The sequence below is a fragment of the Micromonospora sp. GCM10011542 genome (genome assembly GCF_042650685.1).
Taxonomy (GTDB): Bacteria; Actinomycetota; Actinomycetes; order Mycobacteriales; family Micromonosporaceae; genus Micromonospora.
Map to the genome: position 1 here is coordinate 50031 of NZ_JBHSBO010000042.1, position 15648 is coordinate 65678.

Here is a 15648-nt window from a genome sequence, read left to right on the forward strand (position 1 = left end):
CGGACCGGTCAGGGCTGCGGACCGGTCCAGTCCAGGCAGACCACCACCGCGTCGTCGACCAGGTCACCGGCCACGAACGCACGCAGGTCGCCGATCAGTGACCGGACCGCGTCCAGTGGCTCCATCGGGCCGGTCCGCCGCAGGAACCGGTCCAGGGCGGTCTCGCCGTAGCGCACGTCCTGCCCGGTGGCCTCGACCACCCCGTCGCTGACCACGAAGAGCCGGTCGCCGCGCTCCAGGGTGAACCGCTGCTCGTGGTAGTCGGTCGCCTCGAACATGCCGAGCGGGAACTGGGCCTCCAGCGGCTGCTCGACGACCTCCCCCTCGCGCAGCCGGACCAGCCGCGGCGAGCCGGCGTCGACCACGGTGACCGCACCGGTGCGCAGCTCCAGCTCGATCAGCAGCGCGGAGATGTGCTGCTCGCCCCGGTGCAGGTCGTAGACGGCCTGGTCGGCGAGGGCGGCCTGGTCGGCCAGGCTGAGCCCGGCCCGGCGGGCGTTGCGCAGGGCGTGGGTGGCCAGCGAGGTCAGCATCGACGCGGCGACGCCCTCACCGGTGCCGTTGATGGTCGACAGCCAGAGCCGGTCCCCGTCGTCGGACCAGTCGAAGCTGTCCCCGCGCACCGTGTACGCCGGCTCCAACTGCCCGGCGAGGCTGAACGAGGGCCGGACCCGGCTGCGTCCGGGCAGCAGGTCCCACTGCATCTCGGCGGCCAGGGTGAGCCGCTGGCTGCGCCGGGCGGCGCGGTACACGTCGGTGCCGGGGGAGACGGCGGCCACCTCGTGGGCGAGCGCGGTGGCGATCTCGGCCAGTTCGGCGACGACGGTCGGGTCGTCCGGGACGGGAGCCAGTGCCAGCACCCCCCGGCGCTCGCCGCGCATGCTCACCGGGAACCAGCCAGTCCCGTCGGCGACCACCGGCATCTGGTGGTCGAAGCAGCGCCAGGCCGGGTGGCCAGGACCGGTGATGGCTGCGCCCTCAGTGAGCGGCAGCAGCTCCGCGAGCCGGTAGTCGACCTGGAACAGCTCGGTGTGGGTGATCTGGTACGACTCGGCGACGACATCGGCGATTCCCCGCAGGAGCAGATCGGCCGGTGTCTCGTTCAGGGCACGTCGTGCCCGACTGACCGGTTCGCTCATTACCGCTCCCTTGATCAAAGCTCGACCACCAGTGGGTTCGGAGTAGTCTCGGGCCACCATGGCCGAACTGCACGGTCCGCCGGACCCCGAAACGAGTATGGCTGCCGCGTTGGACGCGACGGCCGGTGCCCTGCTGTCCGTGTGGGAGTCCGCCCGGGAGCGGACCACCAGCCGGGTCTCCGGTGCGCAGCTCCGCGCCGTGATGGTCGTCGAACGGCACGACGGGATCAACCTGCGCCGGCTCGCGGACCGACTGGACATGCTGCTCAGCTCGGCGAGCCGCCTCTGTGACCGGCTGGTGGCCGCCGGGCTCATGGAGCGCGAGCCCGGCCGGTTCGACCGGCGGGAGATCTCCCTGCACCTCACCCCCGACGGCCGGCGGTTGATCGCCGAGCTGCGGGCCGAGCGGCACGCACAGCTCACCGCCATCCTGGCCGGGATGAGCGCGGCGGGCCGCGACGCCCTGCTGAGCGGGATGCGGGAGTTCGACGACTCCGCCCGCCGGCAGGAGGCGGCACAGGCCGCGTCGGCGCCCACCGACCCGGACGGGTCTGACGACCCGGAGCCCTCGTCCCGGCCGGAGCACCCGGAGCCCTCGTCCGGGCGGGCGCACCTGCAGGGCTCGGCCGGGTCGGCAGACCCAGCCACCCACGCCGGGCAGGCGCGTCCCGAGCGGCCCGTCGGGCTGACGCGGGAATGGTCGACGGGCGACCCATCGGTGGCTCGCACCGCCTGAGGTCCGCCAACGCGGCCGCGTCCGGCACCGCCCATGTCGGTCGGCGCGGCCCGCTCACGCCGACGCGCACACGGCCAGCATCGCCATGTCGTCGTGGGCCTGCCCGTCCAGCCACTCGTCGACCAGCCGGAGCAGCCGGTCGACCAGCGCGACCGGGGGCAGCCCGGCCGCCGCGGTGAGCGCGGCGCGCAGCCGCTCCTCGCCGAACATCTCCGCCGCGTGCGGGCCCCCGCGCGCCTCGGTCACCCCGTCGGTGTACGCGAGCAGCAGCTCGCCGGGTGCCAGGTGCACCGTGGTCTCGGCGAACCGGGGCGCGGCCAGCGCGCCGACCGGCATCCCGCCGACCGGGACCGGGGTCACCGTGCCGCTGGCGGCCACCAGCAGCGGCGACGGGTGGCCGCCACCGGCGATCCGGACGTCGACCCCGGTCTGCGCGCGGTCCAGGGAGCCGAGCAGCAGGGTGGTGAACTGGCCGCGCCGGGCCGCGTCGGGCGCGTCGAACAGCGCCCGGTTGAGCAGCCGGATCAGCTCCAGCGGGCGCTGCTCGACCAGCCGCAGGGTCTGCAGCGACTGGCGGACCCGCCCGGTCAGCACCGCCGCGCCGACGCCCCTGCCGCACACGTCGCCCAGGGCGAACAGGGCGCCGCGCTCGTGCGGGAACACCTCGTAGAAGTCGCCACCGATGCGCAGGCTGTCGCCCGTGGCTCGGTAACCGCCGACCAGGCTCACCCCGGGCACCGCCGGAAGCTCCGGTGGAAGGAGGCTGGTCTGCAGGACCCGGGCCAGGTGGACCTGCTCGCCGTAGAGCTCCGCGGTGGCCAGCGCCGCGCCGGCCCGGGCGGCGAACTCGCGGGCCAGCTCGATGTCGCGCCCGCCGAAGCCGACCCGACCAGCCCGACGGACGAGCAGCAGTGCTCCGGCCGCGCCGGCGGGACCGGGCATCCGGTTGACCAGCACCGTGCCCGGCCGGCCGAAGCCCGGCGGCAGCACGGCGGCCAGGTCGGCGAGCGTCGCGTCCAACCACGGAGTGGCGTCGGTGCGGTGGCCGTCCAACGCCTCGGCCAGGCCGGGGACGGTGCCGGTCAGCTCCGGACCGGCCAGGCCGGTGACGGGGGCCGGGTCGTCGTCGGCGTACCGGATCCAGCGCAGCGGGTACGGCTCGGCCGGCGGCGGCCGGTGCAGCACCACGGCGGCGTCGGCCAGGTATTGCACGGCGAGGGTGGTGGTGGCCCGCAGCGTCTCGTCCCAATGCAGCGACAGCCCGAGCCGACTCCCGGCCTGGGCGAGGAACGCGGTGCGGGAGCGCTCGGCCAGCAGGGCGTCGGTGCGGGCGTGCTCCTCGGTGACGTCCCGGACGTACCAGGCGTACCGGCGGCCAGCCAGTCGGCGCCGGACGCCGCGCAGCCGCCGGCCGCCGTGGTCGGCGTCGAAGGTGTCGGCGTCGGCGGCGACCGCGCGGGCCAGCACCGGCACCGCGCACCGGGACAGGTCGGTGCCCGCGCCGAGTTCCGGGAGCAGTTCCGCCGCCATCGCGTTGACCAGGGTGACCGTGCCGGCCGGGTCGGTGGTGAGCACCGCCTCGGCGAGCCCGTCGAGCAGCTCGCGGGCCAGTCGGGAGTCGGCCGGCAGCGCGTTGCCGGAGGTCGAACGGGTCGGCTGGCGGGACGCCCGGCCACCGCCGCTGACCGGGCCGGCGATGCCGCCCCGTTGGGTCGTGGTCACGACCCGCCGCCGGGCGCCCGGGCCGGACGACCTGTGCGCATGCTGGTACTGAACTCCTCGGCCGGGGATGGTTGCCTACCGGCAAGCGTACCGAGGCGAGCCGGCGGACGCCCATCGAGCAGGGGGCGTGGTCAGCCGGTGCGGGCCAGCCAGCCGGAGGGCCGGGCGACGATCCGGCGTACCACCGAGCCGGCCGCACCGGTCGCGGCGGCCTCCGCGCCGAGTGCCGCCGCTCGGACGGTGACCGGCGACCAGGCGGCGGTGAGCACCCGGCGGGAGATCTCGGCGAGCACCGGCGGACGCAGCCAGGGCGCCAGCCGGGCGTACCCGCCACCGAGCACCACGGTGTCCAGGTCCAGCAGGTTCACCACGGAGGCGACCGCGACGCCGAGCGCGGATCCGGCGTCGTGCAGGGCCCGGAGCGCGGCCGGATCGCCGGCCCCGGCCAGCTCGGCCAGCCGGGCGGTCGCGGTGTCCGCTGGAAGGTCCGCCCCGGCCAGGCCGGCGGCGGCGAGGATCGCCTCCTGGCCGGCGTACTGCTCCAGGCACCCCCGCCCCCCGCAGCGGCACTCGCGACCCTCGGGTCGGACCGGGATGTGGCCGATCTCGCCGCTCCAGCCGCGGGTGCCCCGGAACAGCGCCCCGTCGAGCACGATCCCGGCACCGATGCCGACCTCCCCGGAGATGTGCAGGAAGCTGGTCGGGCCGGGTGGCCCGGCGTGCAGCTCCCCGAGCGCGGCGAGGTTGGCCTCGTTGTCGACCACCAGCGCCGGTACGCCGTCGATCCGCTCGGTCAGGGCCGGGTGCCCGGCGAGCAGCGCCGGCACCGGCACCTCCCGCCAGCCGAGGTTCGGCGCGAGCCGGACCACGCCCGCGGCGTCGACCAGCCCCGGCACGGCGAGCGCGGCCCCGGCCAGGACCAGGTCCTCCCGGGCGGCGTCGGCGCGGGCCCGCCCGGCCAGCTCGACCAGCCGGGCCAGGGCGTCGGCGGGAGCGACCGGGCGCAGGTCGGCGCGGTGCACGGTGCGGTGCCGCACCCGCCCGGCCAGGTCGACCACGCAGACGGCCAGGTAGTCCACGTTGATCTCCAGCCCGAGCCCGGCCGCGCCGTGCCCGGCAAGCACCAGCCCGCGGGCAGGACGCCCGGCGCCGGCCCGGGGCGCCGGCTCGGCCTCGGTCACCAGCCGGCCGGCGATCAGGTCCTCGACGACGGCGGAGACGGTGGCCCGGGTGAGGCCGGTCGCCGCGGCGAGGTCGGCCCGGGACGGGGGGCGGTCGGCGGCGGCGATCCGGCCGAGCACCAGGGCGAGATTGAGCTCGCGCAGGCTGCCCTGCCGGACGGCGCCGGCCGGGGCGGTAAGGGGGCTCACCCCTTGACACTGCCACACGCCCGCCAAATAATTCAATCACTGAACAAATAGCGGTCGACACCCCCGGAGGTCCGTCATGGCACCCCGTCCCACCCCCGCCGACAAGTTCTCCTTCGGGCTCTGGACCGTGGGTTGGCAGGCCCGCGACCCGTTCGGCGACGCCACCCGCCCGGCGCTCGACCCGGTCGAGGCCGTGCACCGGCTCGCCGAGCTGGGCGCGTACGGGGTCACCTTCCACGACGACGACATGGTCCCGTTCGGCGTCGACACGGCCACCCGCGACCAGCACATCGCCCGGTTCCGCAAGGCCCTCGACGAGACCGGCCTGGTCGTGCCGATGGTCACCACCAACCTCTTCACCCACCCGGTGTTCAAGGACGGCGGCTTCACCAGCAACGACCGCGAGGTGCGCCGGTACGCGCTGCGCAAGGTGCTGCGCAACGTCGACCTGGCCGCCGAGCTGGGTGCGAAGACCTTCGTGATGTGGGGCGGCCGCGAGGGCTCCGAGTACGACGTCGCCAAGGACGTGCGCGCCGCGCTGGACCGCTACCGCGAGGCCGTCGACCTGCTCACCCAGTACGTCATCGACCAGGGATACGACCTGCGCTTCGCGCTGGAGCCCAAGCCCAACGAGCCGCGCGGCGACATCCTGCTGCCCACGGTCGGGCACGCGCTCGCCTTCATCTCCCAGCTCGCCCACCCGGAGCTGGTCGGCCTCAACCCCGAGGTCGGGCACGAGCAGATGGCCGGGCTCAACTACATGCACGGCATCGCCCAGGCGCTCTGGCAGGGCAAGCTGTTCCACCTCGACCTCAACGGCCAGCGCGGCATCAAGTACGACCAGGACCTGGTCTTCGGCCACGGCGACCTGATGAACGCGTTCGCCCTCGTCGACCTGCTGGAGAACGGCGGCCCGAACGGCGGGCCGACCTATGACGGCCCTCGGCACTTCGACTACAAGCCCTCGCGCACCGAGGACATGGACGGGGTGTGGGCCTCGGCGGCGGCCAACATGGCCACGTACCTGCTGCTCAAGGAGCGGGCCGCGGCGTTCCGCGCGGACCCCGAGGTCGCCGAGGCGCTGGCCGCCAGCAAGGTCGCCGAGCTGGGCACCCCGACCTTGAACCCGGGCGAGGGGTACGCCGACCTGCTCGCCGACCGGTCCGCCTTCGAGGAGTTCGACGTGGACACGGTGGCCGCCCGGGGCTTCGGCTTCGTCCGGCTCAACCAGCTCGCCGTCGAGCACCTGCTCGGCGCGCGCTGAGGCCGGCCGCCATGCCGTTGGTCGCGGGGGTGGACTCCTCCACGCAGTCCTGCAAGGTGGTGATCCGGGACGCGGAGACCGGTGCCCTGCTGCGGCAGGGGCGGGCGCCGCACCCGGACGGCACCGAGGTCGACCCGGAGGCCTGGTGGCGGGCGCTGGGCGCGGCCGTCGAGCAGGCCGGTGGGCTGGCCGACGTGGCGGCGGTCTCCGTCGCCGGTCAGCAGCACGGCATGGTGTGCCTGGACGAGGCGGGCCGGGTGGTCCGGCCGGCCCTGCTCTGGAACGACACGCGCTCCGCCGACGCCGCCGCCGACCTGGTCGAGGAGGCCGGCGGCGGCGCGGTCGGGCGCCGCTTCTGGGCCGACGCCGTCGGCAGCGTGCCGGTCGCCAGCTTCACCGTCACCAAACTGCGCTGGCTCGCCCGGCACGAGCCGGAGGCGGCGGCGCGGGTGGCCGCCGTCTGCCTGCCACACGACTGGCTGACCTGGCGGCTGGCCGGGGCGCCGGGGCTGGCCGGGCTGCGCACCGACCGGGGCGATGCCAGCGGCACCGGCTACTGGTCGCCGGCGACCGGCGCCTACCGCTTCGACCTGCTGGAGCGCGCCTTCGGCCGGCGTCTGCTGCTGCCCGAGGTGCTCGGTCCCGCCGGCCTGGCCGGCACCCTGCACCCGGAGGTGCTGGGCGGCCCGGGTGGCGCGCTGCTCGGCGCCGGCACCGGGGACAACGCCGCCGCCGCGCTGGGCGTCGGTGCCGGCCCGGGTGACGTGGTCGTCTCCATCGGCACCTCCGGCACCGTGTTCAGCGTCGCCGAGGTGCCGGCGGCCGACGACAGCGGCGCAGTCGCCGGTTTCGCCGACGCCGCGGGGCACTTCCTGCCGCTGGTCTGCACGCTCAACGCCGCCCGGGTGCTGGACGCCGCGGCGGGCATGCTCGGCGTCGGCCTGGACGAGCTGGCGGACCTGGCGTTGGCCGCGCCGGCCGGTGCCGACGGGCTGGTGCTGGTGCCGTACCTGGAGGGCGAGCGGACCCCGAACCGCCCGCTGGCCACCGGTGCGGTGCACGGCCTGACCCTGGCCACCTCCACCCCCGGGCACCTGGCGCGGGCCGCCGTGGAGGGCATGCTCTGCGCGCTCGCCGACGGCCTGGACGCACTGACCGCGCAGGGCGCCACCGTCCGCCGGGTCATCCTGGTCGGCGGCGGGGCACGCTCGGCCGCGGTCCGCCGGATCGCGCCGCAGGTCTTCGGCTGCCCGGTGGTCGTGCCGCCGCCGGGGGAGTACGTCGCCGACGGTGCGGCCCGCCAGGCCGCCTGGGTCGCCCTCGGCGGCGACGCGCCGCCGGCGTGGGCGCTCCAGGGCGTCGAGGAGTACGCCGCCGAGCCCGTTCCCGCCGTCCGTGACCAGTACGCGGCCGCCCGGGGGTTGGTCCTCAACCGCCGCTGACCGATGGATGCAATCGACATCCATCTGTTCGATCGTGATGGCTCCGTTATGGGGGAGCGGCGCGCGTGGGATGGATTCATAGACAAACATAAGTAGACTTCGGATCCGGCTTCTCCTGAGGAGGATGTGTGGAACCTGTCTCGCGTATCAGGCGGACGGCCGCGCTGGCCGTGCCCGCCGTGCTGGTCGGCGCACTGCTCACCGTCGCCACCGGGGCGGCTCCGGCGCAGGCCAAGTGCGTCGAGTCGCCCAAGCAACAGCAGATCAGCATCGGCGGACGCGTGGTCGGCATCGAGGAGGCGCAGTCGACCGAGACCTGCGAGGGCAACGGCGTCTACTACGGGCGGATCCGGGACACCTACAGCGACGGCTCGTGCGTCGCGGTCCTGTACTACGACCCGTCGCTGGTCGGCACGTTCGGCACCAGCTGCGACTCGGCCGGCTACCGGTACACCTACCGGGACACCCGCGGCGACAGCCCGTACGACTCGAACTTCCGCGGCAAACTCACCGCCACCGGTGCGCTGAGCGCCCTGTACCTGAACGTCGGCTACTGACGCCCCGCCCGCCGCCGCGACCACCGCGGTCGCGGCGGCCGGTGGCTTCGTGCGGTGCGGAGAGCGAGGTGCGGATTATGCGCAGGCCCCTGCTGCTCCTGGTCGTCGCGGTGCTGGCCCTCGCCGGCTGCGGCCGGGAACCGACCCGGCAGGCCGACGCCGCCGGGGTGGCCCGCGAGCTGACGCTCACCCTCGATCGGGGCGATGACGGCTACGACGAGGTGCTGGACTACTGGCGGCAGGTCAACGACTCGCTCGTGCGCTGCATGGCCGACGGCGGCCTCACCTTCCAGCCGTACGTCGACCAGTGGGCGGTGGACCGCCGGACAGCGCTCGGCCTGAGCCGGGAGGAGTTCGCCCGGCGGTACGGCTACGGCCTCACCACCCTGATCGACTACCTGCCACCGGGCGTTCGGCGCGTCGATCCCAACCTGACGGCGCTCGCCTGGATGACCGACGAGCGCCGGACGAGCTACCAGTCCCGGCTGGCGTCCTGCCGGCGGGACGCCCGGCAACGGTTCGGCCCCGCCCCGCACGTCGACACCAGCGCGATGACCGCGGAGGAGGGCGACCGGAGGGACGAGATCCTGGCCGCCGTGGACCGGGACCCGAGGGTGGTCCGGGCTGCGGCGGAGCGTACCCGGTGCATCGAGGCGAAGGGGTTCGCCAGCGCGGACAGCCGCTCGCTCGCGCTCTCCCAGGCTGCCGAGCGGTACCGCGACAGCTTCGAGCGAGCGGCCCTCGCCGCCGAGCAGGCCGGGCGGGACAGCGCCGGGCTGCGGCTGACGGACGTCTTCGGCGCGGCCGAACTGGCCGAACTGAAGCGGTTGCAGCAGCGCGAGATCGCCGAGGCCCGGCAGGTGGGTCCCTGCCAGTGGGCGTACGACGACAGCTACCAGGTCGTCTACCGGGAGCACCTGGCACGGGTGGGGGCGGCTGGGAGCTGACCGGCGGCACCCACCCGCGTGACGACCCCGTCGGCCCGGTCTGGTTGGCTGCCGGGCATGACCGTGACCAGGGGCGGGCCGGGGCGGGTCCGGGGTGGTGGCGCGGCACACCGGCTGTACAGCGTCGTGGTGTTCGTGCTGCTCGCCTCGCTCGACAACGTGGCGATCGGCCTGGTCCCGCCGCTGTACGGGCCGATCGCCCACGCGCTCGACGTACCCGAGGGATTGCTCGGCCTGGTCACCGCGGTGAGCTTCCTGGTCAGCGCGGTGGCCGCGGTCGGCTGGGCGTACGTGGGTGACCGGACCGACCGCAAGCCACTGCTCATGGTGGGCACCCTGCTCTGGGCCGCCGGCACCGGCGCCACCGCGTTCGCGGGAAGCTATCCCACGTTCCTGGTGGCGCAACTGGTCGCGGCGGTGGGCCTGGGCGCGGTGGGCTCGGTGGGGTTCTCCGTGGTCACCGACCTGATCTCGCCGACCCGCCGAGGGCTGGTGATGAGTTTCTGGGGGCTCTCCCAGGGCGTCGGCACGCTCGCCGGCACGCTGGTGGGTGGGCTGCTCGGGGCCACCGACTGGCGGCGGCCGTTCCTCGTGCTGACCGGCGTCGGGCTGGCCGCCACCGCGGCGTACCTGTTCACGTACGACATCCGGCGCGGTCAAAGCGAGCCGGAACTGGCCGGTGCGTTGGACGCCGGCGCCGAGTACGACTACCGGATCAGCCGGGCCGACCTGCCGCGGATCCTGGCCCGGCGCACCAACCGCTGGCTGATCCTGCAGGGCCTGACCGCGCAGGTGGCCTTCGGCTCGCTGGTCTGGCTACCGAGGCTCTTCGCCGAGCGGGCCGAGGACCAGGGGTACTCGGAGGCCACCGCGATCGTGGTGGGCAGCGTCTTCGCCACCCTGTTCCAGCTCGGCGGGGTGCTATCCATCGTCGGAGGGCTGGTCGGCGACGCGGTGCAGCGGCGTACTCCACGGGGGCGGGCCCTGGTCGCGGCGGTGGGCATCCTCGCCGCCGTGCCGTTCTACCTCGTGCTGTTCTTCGTGCCGGTGACGATCGACGTGCCGGACGGCGCCGGCACGGGCGCGGTGGTCGGTGCGGTGCTGTCCAGCGTGGTCACCGAGCCGTCGGTCGGGTTGAGCCTGCTCACCGCGGTCGTCGCGTTGGCGCTGACCTCGGCGAATTCGCCGAACTGGTTCGCGCTGATCGCCGACGTCAACCCGCCGGAGCACCGGGGGACGGTCTACAGCCTGGGCAACCTGGCCAACGGGGTCGGTCGGGCGGCCGGCAACGGGCTGGTCGGGCTGGCCTTCCAGGGCCTGCGCGCGGCGTTCCCGCCGCCGTTGAACCTGGCTGTCGGGCTGGCCGCCTTCCAGCTCTTCTTCATCCCCACCGGCGTCATGTACTGGCTCGCCTCGCGGACCTCGCCAACGGACATCGGCAACGTGCACGACCTCCTGCACACCCGCGCCGATCGCCTGTAAGGAGGGGCCCCTGTTAACGCCTGGCGTTGTACAGGGGGCCCCTCCTAACACCATTGTCAGGCGCGTACCCAGACCGTCACGTCGGTTCCGACGGCGCCGTCCTCGCCGAGCGGGGCGCTGGCGGCGACCACCTCGGCGCCGGCCGGTACCGGCACCGGCGCGTCGCCGAAGTTGGTCAGCACGGTCAGCGCCCCGTTGCGGAAGGTCAGCACCTCGTCGCCGGACTCCAGCCACTCCAGCGTGCCGCGGCCGAGCTGGTGCGCGCGGCGCAGCCGCAGAGCGGTGCGGTACAGCTCGTACGTCGACCCGGGCACGTCACGCTGCCGGTCCAGGGCGTACTCGGCCCAGAGCGGCGGCTGGGGCAGCCAGCTCGCGTCGGTCGGACCGAAGCCGTACGACGGGGCGTCGGCCTCCCACGGGATCGGCACCCGGCAGCCGTCCCGGCCGCGCTGGGTGTGGCCGCTGCGGACCCAGGTCGGGTCCTGCCGGGCCTCGTCGGGCAGCGTGGTGTGCTCGGGCAGCCCCAGCTCCTCGCCCTGGTAGAGGTAGGCCGAGCCGGGCAGGGCGAGCATCAGCAGGGTGGCCGCCCGGGCCCGGCGCAGGCCGAGCGCGGCGTCCGGCTGCGGGTCGCCGATGCCGATGCCGTTGGGACGGCCACCGCCGACCGCCAGCCCCAGCCGGGAGGCGTGCCGGACCACGTCGTGGTTGGACAGCACCCAGGTGGTCGGGGCGCCGACCGAGTCGGTCGCCTCCAGCGAGCGGGTGATCACCGCGTACTGGGCCGGCGCGGTCCAGGCGGCCAGCAGGTACTCGAAGTTGAACGCCTGGTGCATCTCGTCCGGGCGCACGTAGCGGGCCAGCCGCTCGGCCGGCTCCACCCACGCCTCGGCGACCAGGATCCGCTCACCGGGGTAGCTGTCCAACACCCGGCGCCACTCCCGGTAGATGTCGTGCACGCCCTCCTGGTCCCACATGGGCGGACGCGGCTTGTCCACCTCGTTGCCGGAGAGGATCTCCTGCGGCTCCTGCCAGTCGGCCAGGTCGGCCTGCTTCACCAGGCCGTGCGCCACGTCGACCCGGAAGCCGTCCACACCGCGGTCCAGCCAGAACCGAAGCACGTCCAGGAACTCCGCCCGCACCTCCGGGTTGTCCCAGTTCAGGTCCGGCTGCCCGGTGTCGAACAGGTGCAGGTACCACTGGCCGGGTCGCCCGTCCGGGTCGACGGTGCGGGTCCAGGCCGGGCCACCGAAGACGCTCTGCCAGTCGTTCGGCGGCTCGTCGCCGCCCGGGCCACGGCCGTCGCGGAAGACGTAGCGGGCCCGCTCCGGGCTGCCGGGCGCGGCGGGCAGCGCCGCCTGGAACCAGCGGTGCGCCGAGGAGGTGTGGTTGGGCACCAGGTCCACGATCACCCGCAGGCCGCGGGACCTGGCCTCGCCGATCAGCTTGTCAGCGTCCGCGAGCGTGCCGAAGAGCGGGTCGACGTCGCGGTAGTCGGCTACGTCGTAGCCGGCGTCGGCCTGGGGCGACGGATAGAACGGGGAGAGCCATACCGCGTCCACGCCGAGCTCGACCAGGTGGTCGAGGCGGGCGGTGATGCCTGGCAGGTCGCCGATCCCGTCGCCGTCGGAGTCGGCGAAGGAGCGCGGGTAGATCTGGTAGATGGCGGCCTCGGTCCACCAGCCGGTGATCGGCTGTCCGGTGGGCTGCTGCTGCGTGGGGTCGGTGTTCAGGGTCTTCTCCCGTGTCGAGCCGTGGGTGGACGCCGGGCGCTGCTGTCGGCCGCGTCGCCGCCAGCCGCCGGCCGTTGTCGGATGGTTGGAGTTCAGTGTGCCCGGGGTGGTGCGGTCGAGTCCCGCACCACCAGGCGAGTGGGCAGGATCACCGGGGCCCCGTCGGCGGGGCTCCGCTGACCGACGATCGGGCCCAGGTTGCGGGCCCCGAGCGGGTCGAGCAGGATCCGGGCGGCCAGCCGGCCCTGCTCGGCGGCGGGCTGGGCGATGGTGCTGAGCCCGAGCACGCCGGCCAGGTCGTGGTCGTCGATGCCGATCACGCTGACGTCCTGCGGTACCCGCAGCCCGGCGTCGCGCAGGGCGGTCATCGCGCCCATCGCCATCTCGTCGCAGGCCGCCACGATCGCGGTGGGAGGCTCGCCCCGGGCCAGCAGCTCGGCCGTGGCGCGGGTCCCGCCCGCGATGGTGAACTGCGACTCGACGTCCAGGCTCGGGTCCTGTCGCAACCCGGCGGCCCGCAGCGCCGACTCGTAGCCCCGCCGCCGGTCCAGGTGGGTGGTGTAGGCCAGCTCGTCGTCGGGGTCACCGGAGATGTGCGCGATCCGGCGGTGACCCAGGTCGAGCAGGTGCCGGGTCGCGGTACGGGCGGCGGCCACGTCGTCGATGCGTACGCACGGCCAGTTGGGCACCACCGTCCCGGAGCTGATGGTCACCCCGGGCAGGTCCAGGGCGGCCAGGGCGGTCAGGTCGGCCGGCCCCAACGGAGTGGCGACCAGCATGATGGCGTCCACCCGCTTGTGCAGGTTGGCGGTACGCAGCACCCGCTGCCGGATCTGCTCCCGGCCGCCGAGGTTGTACAGCAGCAGGTCGTAACCGGACTGGTGGAGGTACTCCTCCACCGCCTCGACCACCGTGCTGAAGAACCACCGGGTGATCCGCGGGACCACCACCGCGACCGTGCCGGTCCGGCCGCCGGCCAGTCGGGACGCGCTCGGCGAGACCGCGTAGTCGAGCTGCTCGGCGGCGGCGAGCACCCGGTGGCGGGTGGCGGCCGAGACGGTCGGCAGCCCGCGCAGGGCCCGCGAGACGGTGGCCGTGGAGACCCCGGCCAGCCGGGCGACGTCATCAATCCTGGTCACGGTTCCCCCGCTCGGTGCCTCCCGTCCACCGCCGCCCGAGGGGCCGGGCGACGGTGGACGCGGAGGTCAGCCCTTGACGCTGCCGGCGAGGAGACCGCGCACGAAGTAGCGCTGCAGGGACAGGAACACGATGAGCGGTACGACGATCGACACGAACGCGCCGGCCGTCAGGCGCTGCCACTCACTGCCCCGGGTGCCGGCCATCTCGGCCAGCCGGACGGTGAGCGGGGCCGTCTCGTTGCCGCCACCGGCGAAGATCAGCGCGACCAGCAGGTCGTTCCAGACCCAGAGGAACTGGAAGATGCCGAAGGCCGCCAGGGCCGGGGTGATCAGCGGCAGCACGATGGTGCGGAAGATCTTCGGGTGGGTGGCCCCGTCGACCCGGGCCGCCTCCATCAGGTCCCCGGGCAGCTGCGAGATGAAGTTGTGCAGCAGGAACACGGCGAACGGCAGCGCGAAGCAGGTGTGCGCGAACCACACCTGGGCGAACTTCTGCTCGTCGACCAGGTCCCAGGCCGGCATCAGGGTCACGCCGCCGAGGGTGACCCCGGTGGAGAAGAACTTCAGCAGCGGGACCAGGGCCATCTGCAGCGGCACGATCTGCAACGCGAAGATCGCGATGTAGAGCCAGTCCCGACCGCGGAACTTGATCCAGGCCAGCGCGTACGCGGCTAGGGCCGCGAAGGCGAGCGGGAAGAGCACCGACGGGACGGTGATCGCCAGCGAGTTGATGAAGTAGCTGGCGAGTTGCCCGGACGACGCCGATCGCCCGAACAGGACCTCCTGGTAGTTCTCCAGGGTGAACTGCGGGTTGGAGAACGCCGTCCACCAACCGGTGGTCTTGATCTCGTCCTCGGGGCGGAGCGACGAGATCAACAGGCCGAAGGTCGGGATGGTCCAGAGCACCGCGATGAGGATCGAGACGACGGTCGCGGTGCGGCTGTTCAACCGCTTGCGGACCCGGCCCGCGGTGGTCCTGGGGACATCGGCCTTCTGGGTGCCGACGGCGACTGTGGGCGTGGCGGTGGTCATCTCAGCCCTCCCGCTGCTGACGGAGGTTGCGGACCTGGTAGATAACGACCGGGATGACCAGGATGAAGAGGAAGACCGCGAGCGCGGAGCCCTGCCCGTTCTGGCCGTACCGGAACGCCTGGTTGTACATCTCGCTGGCGATCACGCTGGTGTCGTAGTTGCCGTTGGTCGCGGTCCGGACGATGTCGAAGACCTTGAGCGTGGCGATCGTGAGCGTCACCACCACCACGATCAGCGCCGGCCGGATGCTCGGCATGGTGATCTGCCAGAACATCTGCCACGGGCTGACCCCGTCGAGCCGGGCGGCCTCCACGATGTCGCCCGGGATCGCCTTGATGGCGGCGGAGAGCACCACCATGGCGAAGCCGGCCTGGATCCAGACCATGATGACGATCAGCAGCAGCGTGTTCAGCGGCGACTCGAGCAGCCACTGCTTCGGCTCGCCGCCGAGGCTGACCACGATCTGGTTGAGCAGGCCGATCTGGTCGCCGTCGCCGCGGTACGCGTAGACGAACTTCCAGATGATGCTCGCACCGACGAAGGAGATGGCCATCGGCAGGAAGATCAGTGACTTGGCCACCGCCTCGAACCGGGCCTTGTCCACCAGCACCGCGTAGATCAGGCCGAACGCGGTCGCCACCAGCGGGACCAGGATCACCCAGACCAGGGTGTTGATCAGGACCCGGACGATCGAGTCGTCGGAGAACATCCAGCCGTAGTTGCGCAGCCCCACCCAGTCGTTGCTGCCCGCGTCCATGAAGGAGAGCAGGGTGGTGCGGATGGCGGGGATGACCAGGCCGACCGTGAGCAGCAGCACCGTCGGCAGCAGGAAGAAGAGCGCGAAGACCCCCTCCCGCTGCTTCGGGCGCCGGGGGAGCGGGGCGCCGCCGGCGGACGCGGCGACGAGCTGCGCCTCCCGACGACGGGTGAACCAGGCCGGCACCACGTCGAGGAGCAGGAGCAGACCGCCCACCACCGCGACGAAAGCGATCAGCCCGTACATCAGCATGAGGAACTTCGGCTGTTCCTCCGCGAAGTCGAACTCCATCGACCCTCCCAGGTCCGGATCCGCGGTGGGCCGGTCCGCG

General features: G+C 73.7%; 13 protein-coding genes. 6 read left to right on the forward strand and 7 right to left on the reverse strand.

From position 1 onward, the window contains the following. Positions 1–8: 8 nt before the first annotated feature. On the reverse strand, positions 9–1139 hold the full coding sequence (locus ACFOW4_RS15865; RefSeq protein ID WP_377528340.1) for a PP2C family protein-serine/threonine phosphatase: 1131 nt from the start codon (positions 1137–1139) through the stop codon (positions 9–11). Positions 1140–1197: 58 nt separating this feature from the next. Here ACFOW4_RS15865 and ACFOW4_RS15870 point away from each other — a divergent pair, with 58 nt between their 5' ends. After that, a complete protein-coding gene (locus ACFOW4_RS15870) occupies positions 1198–1875 on the forward strand; it encodes a MarR family winged helix-turn-helix transcriptional regulator (RefSeq protein ID WP_377528342.1) in 678 nt (225 codons plus the stop codon). Between the two features lie 54 nt (positions 1876–1929). Here ACFOW4_RS15870 and ACFOW4_RS15875 read toward each other — a convergent pair whose 3' ends face one another. Beyond that, complete coding sequence (locus ACFOW4_RS15875) at positions 1930–3597, reverse strand: PP2C family protein-serine/threonine phosphatase (RefSeq protein ID WP_377528344.1); 1668 nt, start codon at positions 3595–3597, stop codon at positions 1930–1932. A gap of 131 nt (positions 3598–3728) precedes the next feature. Then, a complete protein-coding gene (locus ACFOW4_RS15880) occupies positions 3729–4967 on the reverse strand; it encodes an ROK family protein (protein ID WP_377528346.1) in 1239 nt (412 codons plus the stop codon). A gap of 76 nt (positions 4968–5043) precedes the next feature. On the opposite strand from ACFOW4_RS15880, the gene xylA reads away from it, so the two are divergent. The 5 genes from xylA (at position 5044) to ACFOW4_RS15905 (ending at position 10659) form a co-directional block, all read left to right on the forward strand. Continuing rightward, a complete protein-coding gene (xylA, locus tag ACFOW4_RS15885) occupies positions 5044–6231 on the forward strand; it encodes a xylose isomerase (protein ID WP_377528348.1) in 1188 nt (395 codons plus the stop codon). A gap of 11 nt (positions 6232–6242) precedes the next feature. After that, positions 6243–7673 (forward strand): xylulokinase, encoded by a 1431-nt coding sequence (gene xylB, locus ACFOW4_RS15890; protein WP_377528350.1) that lies wholly within the window; start codon positions 6243–6245, stop codon positions 7671–7673. A 128-nt stretch (positions 7674–7801) separates the two neighbouring features. Then, positions 7802–8230 (forward strand): hypothetical protein, encoded by a 429-nt coding sequence (locus ACFOW4_RS15895; RefSeq protein WP_377528352.1) that lies wholly within the window; start codon positions 7802–7804, stop codon positions 8228–8230. A 77-nt stretch (positions 8231–8307) separates the two neighbouring features. Further along, positions 8308–9177, forward strand: a complete 870-nt coding sequence (locus tag ACFOW4_RS15900) for a hypothetical protein (RefSeq protein ID WP_377528354.1) — start codon at positions 8308–8310, stop codon at positions 9175–9177. A gap of 57 nt (positions 9178–9234) precedes the next feature. Continuing rightward, on the forward strand, positions 9235–10659 hold the full coding sequence (locus ACFOW4_RS15905) for an MFS transporter (protein ID WP_377528356.1): 1425 nt from the start codon (positions 9235–9237) through the stop codon (positions 10657–10659). A gap of 56 nt (positions 10660–10715) precedes the next feature. On the opposite strand, the gene ACFOW4_RS15910 is transcribed toward ACFOW4_RS15905, so the two are convergent. The 4 genes from ACFOW4_RS15910 to ACFOW4_RS15925 all read right to left on the reverse strand — a co-directional run bounded on the left by ACFOW4_RS15910 (position 10716) and on the right by ACFOW4_RS15925 (position 15608). After that, positions 10716–12389: a glycoside hydrolase family 13 protein gene (locus ACFOW4_RS15910; protein ID WP_377528459.1), complete on the reverse strand. Its 1674-nt coding sequence runs from the start codon at positions 12387–12389 to the stop codon at positions 10716–10718. A gap of 92 nt (positions 12390–12481) precedes the next feature. Then, on the reverse strand, positions 12482–13528 hold the full coding sequence (locus ACFOW4_RS15915) for a LacI family DNA-binding transcriptional regulator (protein WP_377528358.1): 1047 nt from the start codon (positions 13526–13528) through the stop codon (positions 12482–12484). A 66-nt stretch (positions 13529–13594) separates the two neighbouring features. Further along, a complete protein-coding gene (locus tag ACFOW4_RS15920; RefSeq protein ID WP_377528360.1) occupies positions 13595–14560 on the reverse strand; it encodes a carbohydrate ABC transporter permease in 966 nt (321 codons plus the stop codon). 1 nt (position 14561) lies between these two features. Further along, entirely contained in the window at positions 14562–15608 is a 1047-nt protein-coding gene (locus ACFOW4_RS15925; RefSeq protein WP_377528362.1) for a carbohydrate ABC transporter permease, read from the reverse strand. Positions 15609–15648: the final 40 nt, after the last annotated feature.